Origin of the sequence: Streptococcus sp. k-628 (assembly GCF_013277475.1) — a bacterium.
Taxonomy (GTDB): Bacteria; Bacillota; Bacilli; order Lactobacillales; family Streptococcaceae; genus Streptococcus.
In genome coordinates, this window is record NZ_VMMZ01000077.1 from 1 (window position 1) to 8,208 (window position 8,208).

The window sequence follows — 8,208 nt, forward strand, 5'->3', positions numbered from 1 at the left end:
GAATCCTGTCTTCCCGATATATTACAGAGATATGTGAGTGTATATTTTTATAACTAGATATTATATACATTAAGAGAGAATTAGTTTGGTTCTCTCTTTTTTGATTTTCAGCAATTAATTTTGGCAGCGTATACTTTTTATCTCTACTCTTTTCAATAAATACCGTAGTTTAGGTATCCACATTGAAATTTAACAGATTTTATAACTCTTATAAATTTTTAAGAAAGCAATAGAAGGGTTTTGTTTAACGTATAATATATGTGTTGGTCTGATAAAAATTTCTACTCTGTTCTCTCTTTTTTGATTTTCAGCAATTAATTTTGGCAGCGTATACTTTTTATCTCTACTCTTTTCAATAAATACCGTAGTTTAGGTATCCACATTGAAATTTAACAGATTTTATAACTCTTATAAATTTTTAAGAAAGCAATAGAAGGGTTTTGTTTAACGTATAATATATGTGTTGGTCTGATAAAAATTTCTACTCTTTTTAATTTTAAATAAGTATTAGTTTACATTATGGTGTGAATTGGGTTTGATATCTCTTTTGAGGAAGTTGCCTTAGATTTTTCTAATTGTGTTTTATTGTATAGTGTATCTTGCTTGTTTTGAACAGAATTTTTTATGACATTTGTCATATTTACGAGTGACAGAAGTATCTAGCTCCGCTAACTTCAAAAGACTATAATTGAAGTATGAAAGGGAGGAAGAAAAAATGAAACATAAAGTAATTGTCGCAATGAGTTTAGTAGCAGCAGGAGTTATGACCTATCTCATGTTCTCAGGATTGGATGAAGATTTCTATCATTTTCCTTGGGAGTTATTTGCTGGCTTTGGAATGATGTCTTGGCTTGTTAGAGAAGGTTTGAAATTAGTCTCAGATGTGAAAAAGGAGCTTGAGGAATGAAGAGAGGGAGCATCTATTTCTTTATCGGCCTGTCACTAGTGGTATGGTTGGTAGAAATGTTTACAGCTTGGTTTGATCAAGACTTCCTTTACCAATTCATCCGTGGTGCATGGGGATTAGGATTTATGATTTTTATCGTCTTTCCGATGGGAAAGGAGTGGCTGAAAGGAGAATATTATGAACATGATTAAGGTACAAGGCTTACATAAAAACATCAAGGGTAAGGCTATTTTGAAGGATATTTCCTTTGAGATAGCTGAAGGTGAATGTGTTGCCATGATTGGGCCAAACGGAGCAGGAAAGACCACACTCTTGGACTGTTTGCTCGGAGATAAATTGGTCACCAGTGGGCAAGTATCTATTAAAGGTTTACCAGTGACGAGTTCAAAGTTAGACTATACTAGGGCTTACCTCCCTCAAGAAAATGTAATCGTTCAGAAATTAAAAGTTAAAGAGTTGATTGCTTTCTTTCAAAAAATTTATCCAAATCACTTGAGTAACCAGGAAATCGATCAACTATTGCAGTTTGATCAGCAACAAAAAGAGCAATTTGCAGAAAAATTGTCAGGTGGGCAAAAGCGTCTCTTTTCTTTCGTCTTGACCTTGATTGGGCGACCAAAGCTTGTCTTTTTAGATGAGCCAACTGCTGCCATGGATACCTCTACCCGTCAACGTTTTTGGGAAATTGTTCGGGACCTAAAAGCGCAAGGAGTCACCATTCTCTATTCTTCTCACTATATTGAAGAGGTAGAACATACAGCTGACCGGATTTTGGTTTTAAATAAGGGAGAGTTGATTCGTGATACGACGCCTCTAGCTATGCGTAGCGAGGAAATAGAAAAGCATTTTATCCTTCCTCTAGCTTACAAGGAAGTCATTGAGCAGTCTAACTTGGTTGAAAACTGGTCACAAAAACAAGATGCTTTGCAAGTAGTTACACGTGAAGCGGATGCTTTTTGGCAACTGTTAGTGCAAGCAGGATGTAGGATTCAAGAAATTGAAGTCAATAATCGTAGCTTGTTGGATACAATCTTTGAAGAAACACAAAAGGGAGATGACTAAGATGAAACGATGGATTGCACTAAACAAGATAGAATTTCTATTGACCAAAAGACAATTAGTCTATTATCTATTATCCGTAGGGATGCCGACAGCCTTCTATTTATTCTTTTCAGGCATGTACCAGGAAACACCAGGTGGACCCGCGAATTTTATGCGTGATTATCTTATCTCCATGACGGCCTTTTCCATGATGTCGACAGCTATCTTTTCATTCCCAGCTGTTTTACATACAGATAAAATCAACAACTGGCAGAAAACATTGCGTCATAGCCCTGTAAATATGGTAGAATATTATCTATCAAAGATAACAAGTATGCTGGTTGATTATTTGGTTTCAATCTTGGTGGTTTTCTCAGTTGGGCATTTTGTAAGAGGTGTGGATATGCCTTTAGCAAGCTGGGTTGGTGCTGCGATTTTGCTTATTTTGGGAAGTATTGTTTTTGTAGCACTTGGCTTAACCTTGACGCTGTTACCGACTAGTCAGCTGATGTCTGTCGTGGGCAATCTTCTCTATCTAGGCTTGGCTGTTTTAGGTGGACTCTGGATGCCCATCTCTTTATTTCCAGACTGGATGCAAGCAATCGGGAAGTGCCTACCAACTTATCAGTTGATGGAGTTGCTCAAGACCTTCTTAAACGAGGGTAGCATCAATCTATCAGCTACAGTTTATCTACTTGTTTTTTCAGCAGTTTTGTTTGGTTTGACCATTTACCTTCAAGGTCATAAGGAGAATGCTTAATGCTTGAAAGACTGAAAAGCATACACTATATGTTTTGGGCCAGTTTAATTTTTATGATTTTCCCCATCCTACCTGTAGTGACTGGGTGGCTTTCTGCCTGGCATTTATTGATTGATATTCTATTTGTAGTGGCGTATTTGGGTGTTTTAACAACTAAGAGCCAGCGCCTATCTTGGCTATATTGGGGCCTCATGCTGACTTATGTAGTTGGGAATACTGCCTTTGTTGCTGTTAATTATATCTGGTTTTTCTTTTTCCTATCCAATCTCTTAATTTATCATTTTGGCGTACGTAGTTTAAAGTCTTTACATGTATGGACATTTCTTCTTGCTCAAGTCCTAGTTGTGGGCCAACTGTTGATTTTTCAGAGAATCGAAGTTGAGTTTCTATTCTATCTACTTGTAATTCTTGCTTTTGTCGATTTAATGACTTTTGGCTTGGTTCGGATTCGGATTGTGGAGGATTTGAAAGAAGCACAGGCTAAGCAAAATGCCCAGATAAATCTATTGCTTGCTGAAAATGAACGCAGTCGTATCGGCCAAGATTTGCATGATAGCTTGGGACATACCTTTGCTATGTTGAGTGTCAAGACAGATTTAGCCTTGCAGTTATTTCAGATGGAGGCTTATCCACAGGTGGAAAAGGAATTAAAAGAAATTCACCAGATCAGTAAGGATTCCATGAATGAAGTGCGAACCATTGTGGAAAATCTTAAGTCTAGAACTTTGACATCCGAACTAGAGACTGTGAAAAAGATGTTAGAAATTGCTGGAATTGAGGTGGAAATAGCTAATCAACTAGATACAGCTAGCTTAACTCAGGAATTGGAGTCAACGGCTTCCATGATTTTGCTTGAATTAGTGACCAACATCATCAAACATGCTAAAGCGTTTAAAGTCTACTTAAAATTAGAACGGACAGAGAAAGAACTCATTTTAACAGTGAGAGATGATGGCTGTGGCTTTACTTCTATAAAGGGGGATGACCTCCATACAGTTCGAGATCGTGTTCTTCCATTTTCGGGAGAAGTAAAGGTAATTAGTCAGAAACAACCGACAGAAGTGCAAGTTCGACTACCTTATAAGGAGAGAAAGTAGATGAAAGTATTAGTCGCAGAAGATCAAAGTATGTTGCGAGATGCCATGTGTCAATTGCTCACACTTCAACCGGACGTGGAGTCTGTCTTACAAGCCAAGAATGGGCAAGAAGCAATACAACTCTTAGAAAAAGAGTCCGTAGATATTGCCATTCTTGATGTAGAGATGCCTGTGAAGACAGGTCTTGAAGTCTTGGAGTGGATACGAGCAGAAAAGCTTGAAACAAAGGTGGTTGTAGTGACGACTTTCAAGCGCCCAGGGTATTTTGAACGTGCAGTCAAGGCTGGAGTAGATGCTTATGTCTTGAAAGAAAGAAGCATTGCAGACCTCATGCAAACTTTGCATACTGTCCTCGAAGGAGGCAAGGAGTATTCGCCTGAATTGATGGAAGTGGTGATGACGCATCCCAATCCATTAACAGAACAAGAGATTGCTGTTTTAAAGGGAATTGCTCAAGGCTTGTCTAACCAAGAAATTGCAGATCAACTTTATTTATCCAACGGAACAGTCCGAAACTATGTCACCAATATTCTTTCGAAACTAGATGCTGGTAATCGAACAGAGGCAGCTAATATAGCGAAAGAATCTGGTTGGTTGTGATACTATCATAACTCGAAAACCATTATGTGCTAAAATTGGTGGGATTGAATGGAACAATACCTAACTTTAGGAGGGCTTGGTTTCCTCCTTTTTGTTTCGTCTAAGGTGGTAGCAAGGAGCTAAATCTTCGATTTCTATGAAATTTTTTCAATCAATCTTCAAAAAACACTTGAAAGTGTTTACAATTAGTGATAGAATGGAATAAGTAGAAACATGAAAACGAAATTTTCACATCTTCACTTTTGTAAGTAGATGTAGAGCTTCAATCGGTGCCTCTACTTGTAAAAGAATGTGTGGGATAGAAAGGGCAGGAAAAGGAATGAATGCAGATGATACAGTAACCATTTATGATGTCGCTCGTGAAGCAGGTGTTTCCATGGCGACGGTCAGTCGTGTGGTCAATGGCAATAAAAATGTAAAAGAGAATACCCGTAAAAAGGTGCTAGAGGTAATTGATCGATTGGATTATCGTCCAAATGCAGTTGCGCGTGGTCTTGCAAGTAAAAAGACAACCACTGTCGGTGTCGTGATTCCAAATATTACCAATGGTTATTTTTCGAGTTTGGCTAAGGGGATTGATGATATTGCAGAAATGTACAAGTACAATATTGTCCTAGCTAATAGCGATGAAGATAACGAGAAAGAAGTTTCTGTTGTCAATACCCTCTTTTCAAAGCAGGTAGATGGCATTATCTTTATGGGTTATCACTTGACAGATAAAATTCGCTCAGAATTTTCGCGTTCACGTACTCCGATTGTTCTAGCAGGAACTGTCGATGTTGAGCACCAGTTGCCAAGTGTCAATATTGACTACAAGCAAGCAACGATTGATGCAGTGAGTTACCTTGCTAAAGAAAATGAGCGTATTGCTTTCGTTAGCGGTCCGCTAGTGGATGACATCAATGGTAAGGTTCGTTTAGTTGGCTACAAGGAAGCCTTGAAAAAAGCAGGAATCGCTTATAGTGAGGGTTTGGTATTTGAATCTAAATATAGCTATGATGATGGTTACGCCTTGGCAGAGCGTTTGATTTCATCAAATGCAACTGCAGCAGTTGTGACAGGTGATGAGTTGGCAGCAGGAGTCTTGAACGGTTTGGCTGATAAGGGTGTTTCTGTACCAGAAGAATTTGAAATTATTACTAGTGATGATTCACAAATCTCACGCTTTACCCGTCCAAACTTGACAACGATTGCCCAACCTCTTTATGACCTTGGTGCCATTAGTATGCGTATGTTGACTAAGATTATGCATAAGGAAGAGTTGGAAGAACGTGAAGTTCTCTTACCTCATGGTTTGACAGAACGTCGCTCAACACGAAAACGGAAATAGAAAAAATCAGGGAATCGTGAAGATTTCCTGATTTGTTTTTAGAGAAGAGACTTAGCCTTCCATATAGTCTTTCAAATCCTGTCCTGTTAATCCGGCATTGAGGGCGATGAGGAGTTTCAAGCGGGCTTTTTGGGCATTGAGTTCTTTGACAAAGAAGACACCTGCCTTTTGCAACTGCACGCCACCACCTTGGTAGGCATAAACAGGTTCTGCAATACCGTTAAAGCATCGTGAAACCAGGGCGACTGGGATTCCTTTCTGCAGAAGGCTTTCTAATTTTTGAGCCGTTTCTTTGGGAATATTACCAGCTCCGAAGGCTTGGATAATCAAACCGTCCAATTGTTCCAAATCCAGCATATCAATCAGCTCATCTGTCATACCAGCATAAGCAGAGATGATAGGGACTAATCCTTGTATGTGATCAAGGTCAAAGCGAACACGAGGTTCAGCTGTTTTAAAGTAGAGGATTTCCTGTTTCATGATCAGACCAAGTGGACCGTGTGTTGGAGTCTGGAAGGTGCTGACGTTGGTCGTATGTGTTTTGGTAACATACTTGGCAGCATGGATTTCATCGTTCATAACAACCAAAACTCCTTTGTCAGCAGCCTTGTCATCGCTAGCCACTCGTAAAGCACTCAGATAGTTATAAACACCGTCACTGCCGAGTTCATTGGAACTACGCATGGCTCCTGTTAGAACGATGGGCATATGGGAGACTTCCATGGTATCAAGAAAATAGGCTGTTTCCTCTAAAGTATCGGTCCCGTGTGTGATCACCACTCCATCGTAGTTAGCAGCTTCCTCTTTAATTTTCTGGTAGAGGGCCAGCATATGCTTGGGTTTGATATGGGGACTTGGCAGATTAAAAAAATCTAAGGCGTGGACTTGGATTCCTTCAAGTGGGTTGGACACATGATTCATGGGATTATCTGAACTTGTCACAACAGCGCCAGAAGCATCGGCCTGCATGGAAATAGTCCCACCCGTATGTAAAACAAGGATTTTCTTAGGCATGATTTACTCACTCTTTCTGAAATGTGGTATAATCATTGTATCACAAAAGGGGAGATTGGGATAGGATGGAAGTCAAAGCTGTTTTTTTTGATATCGATGGAACCTTGGTCAACGATCGCAAGAGTGTTTTGAAATCCACTAAGGACGCGATTAAGATTGTCAAAGAACAAGGGGTGCTAGTTGGCGTAGCGACAGGGCGAGGACCTTTTTTTGTTAAGGAATTGATGGACGATTTGGATCTGGATTTTGCGGTAACCTACAATGGCCAGTATATCTTTACTAAAGGCAAAGTCTTGTTCACGAGCCCTATTTCCAAGTTACACTTGCGCCATCTCATTACTTATGCTAAAAAAGAGGGCAAGGAGATTGCCCTAGGGACCAAGGATGCCATGCTGGGTTCCAAAATCATGTCCTTTGGTCTGGGTTCGTTTTCCCAACGAATCAGTCGTTTCGTTCCCTCTGTTTTAACTCGAACAGTGAGTCAGTCTTTTAATCGCATGGTCAGCAAGGTTGTTCCCCAAAAGGAAGAAGACCTGCTTCATCTGATGAATCAGCCTATCTATCAAGTTTTGATGCTGATGACGCCAGAAGAATCTGAGAAGGCGGCAGCTGATTTTGAAGACTTGAAATTGACACGTAGCAATCCTTTTGCTGCGGATGTCATTAATCAGGGAAATTCTAAATTAGAAGGCATACGTCGAGTTGGAAAAGAATATGGCTTTGACCTTAATCAAGTCATGGCCTTTGGGGACTCAGATAACGACCTTGAAATGCTGGCTGGTGTCGGTATGTCGGTCGCTATGGGAAATGGTAGTAGCAGTGTTAAGGAAGTTGCCAAGCACATTACCACTAGCAATCAACAAGACGGAATCCACAAGGCCCTGGAACATTTTGGTGTTTTGTCTTCAGAAAAAGTCTTTGTCAGCCGTGACTATCATTTCAATAAGGTTAAAACCTTCCATCACATGATGGATGAACGGACCCAAGAAGAACCTCGAGCTTGGGATTTAGAAGGTGCAACCCACAGGGCTGGCTTTAAAATAGAAGAATTGGTGGAGTTTGTTCGAGCTGCAAGTCCTTCGGAAGAGGACTTTGGGCAAGCTCTATCGCAACTTCATCAAGCTCTTGATAAGGCGGCAGATAAAGTAGCTAAGAAGACGCCTGCCCAGCAAGATTTGGTGGGGCAAGTGGATGCCTTGATTGACACGCTTTATTTCACCTACGGTAGTTTTGTCTTGATGGGGGTGGATCCAGAACGTATTTTTGATATTGTTCATCAGGCCAATATGGGGAAAATTTTTCCAGATGGCAAGGCTCATTTTGATCCAGTGACACACAAAATCTTAAAACCAGATGATTGGGAAGAAAAATATGCTCCAGAACCTGCTATTAAAAAGGAACTGCAGCGCCAACTCAAGGCTTATGAACGCCATAAAGAGAGAAATAATACTCAATGAAA

9 protein-coding genes are annotated in these 8,208 nt (G+C 40.0%); 8 read left to right on the forward strand and 1 reads right to left on the reverse strand.

Features of this window, described 5'->3' with window-relative positions; genetic code table 11:
- Window positions 1–715: 715 nt before the first annotated feature.
- The 7 genes from HT730_RS08965 to ccpA all read left to right on the forward strand — a co-directional run bounded on the left by HT730_RS08965 (window position 716) and on the right by ccpA (window position 5,735).
- On the forward strand, window positions 716–907 hold the full coding sequence (locus HT730_RS08965; protein ID WP_049512643.1) for a hypothetical protein: 192 nt from the start codon (window positions 716–718) through the stop codon (window positions 905–907).
- Entirely contained in the window at window positions 904–1,098 is a 195-nt protein-coding gene (locus HT730_RS08970; RefSeq protein WP_173307381.1) for a hypothetical protein, read from the forward strand. Before HT730_RS08965 ends, HT730_RS08970 begins: the two co-directional genes overlap by 4 nt.
- A complete protein-coding gene (locus HT730_RS08975; protein WP_173307382.1) occupies window positions 1,085–1,969 on the forward strand; it encodes an ABC transporter ATP-binding protein in 885 nt (294 codons plus the stop codon). The genes HT730_RS08970 and HT730_RS08975 overlap by 14 nt, the downstream gene beginning before the upstream one ends.
- Before the next feature lies 1 nt (window position 1,970).
- Window positions 1,971–2,708, forward strand: a complete 738-nt coding sequence (locus tag HT730_RS08980) for an ABC transporter permease (RefSeq protein ID WP_173307383.1) — start codon at window positions 1,971–1,973, stop codon at window positions 2,706–2,708.
- The gene (locus HT730_RS08985; RefSeq protein ID WP_173307384.1) at window positions 2,708–3,805 is read left to right on the forward strand and encodes a sensor histidine kinase; all 1,098 of its coding nucleotides are present in this window, start codon (window positions 2,708–2,710) and stop codon (window positions 3,803–3,805) included. Before HT730_RS08980 ends, HT730_RS08985 begins: the two co-directional genes overlap by 1 nt.
- On the forward strand, window positions 3,806–4,405 hold the full coding sequence (locus HT730_RS08990) for a response regulator transcription factor (protein ID WP_173307385.1): 600 nt from the start codon (window positions 3,806–3,808) through the stop codon (window positions 4,403–4,405). It begins immediately after the preceding gene.
- A gap of 319 nt (window positions 4,406–4,724) precedes the next feature.
- Window positions 4,725–5,735, forward strand: coding sequence for a catabolite control protein A (ccpA, locus tag HT730_RS08995; RefSeq protein ID WP_049511250.1), 1,011 nt, complete (start codon window positions 4,725–4,727; stop codon window positions 5,733–5,735).
- Window positions 5,736–5,786: 51 nt separating this feature from the next.
- On the opposite strand, the gene HT730_RS09000 is transcribed toward ccpA, so the two are convergent.
- Entirely contained in the window at window positions 5,787–6,749 is a 963-nt protein-coding gene (locus tag HT730_RS09000) for an asparaginase (RefSeq protein WP_173307386.1), read from the reverse strand.
- Window positions 6,750–6,814: 65 nt separating this feature from the next.
- On the opposite strand from HT730_RS09000, the gene HT730_RS09005 reads away from it, so the two are divergent.
- Window positions 6,815–8,206, forward strand: a complete 1,392-nt coding sequence (locus tag HT730_RS09005; protein ID WP_173307387.1) for a Cof-type HAD-IIB family hydrolase — start codon at window positions 6,815–6,817, stop codon at window positions 8,204–8,206.
- Window positions 8,207–8,208 lie beyond the last annotated feature (2 nt).

What these genes read in the sequence shown, in the direction of transcription:
- HT730_RS08965 (WP_049512643.1), top strand. Translation starts at nt 716, where the DNA reads ATGAAACATAAAGTAATTGTCGCAATGAGTTTAGTAGCAGCAGGAGTT.
- ccpA (WP_049511250.1), top strand. Translation starts at nt 4,725, where the DNA reads ATGAATGCAGATGATACAGTAACCATTTATGATGTCGCTCGTGAAGCA.
- HT730_RS09000 (WP_173307386.1), bottom strand. Translation starts at nt 6,749, where the DNA reads ATGCCTAAGAAAATCCTTGTTTTACATACGGGTGGGACTATTTCCATG.
- HT730_RS08980 (WP_173307383.1), top strand. Translation starts at nt 1,971, where the DNA reads ATGAAACGATGGATTGCACTAAACAAGATAGAATTTCTATTGACCAAA.
- HT730_RS09005 (WP_173307387.1), top strand. Translation starts at nt 6,815, where the DNA reads ATGGAAGTCAAAGCTGTTTTTTTTGATATCGATGGAACCTTGGTCAAC.
- HT730_RS08985 (WP_173307384.1), top strand. Translation starts at nt 2,708, where the DNA reads ATGCTTGAAAGACTGAAAAGCATACACTATATGTTTTGGGCCAGTTTA.
- HT730_RS08990 (WP_173307385.1), top strand. Translation starts at nt 3,806, where the DNA reads ATGAAAGTATTAGTCGCAGAAGATCAAAGTATGTTGCGAGATGCCATG.
- HT730_RS08970 (WP_173307381.1), top strand. Translation starts at nt 904, where the DNA reads ATGAAGAGAGGGAGCATCTATTTCTTTATCGGCCTGTCACTAGTGGTA.
- HT730_RS08975 (WP_173307382.1), top strand. Translation starts at nt 1,085, where the DNA reads ATGAACATGATTAAGGTACAAGGCTTACATAAAAACATCAAGGGTAAG.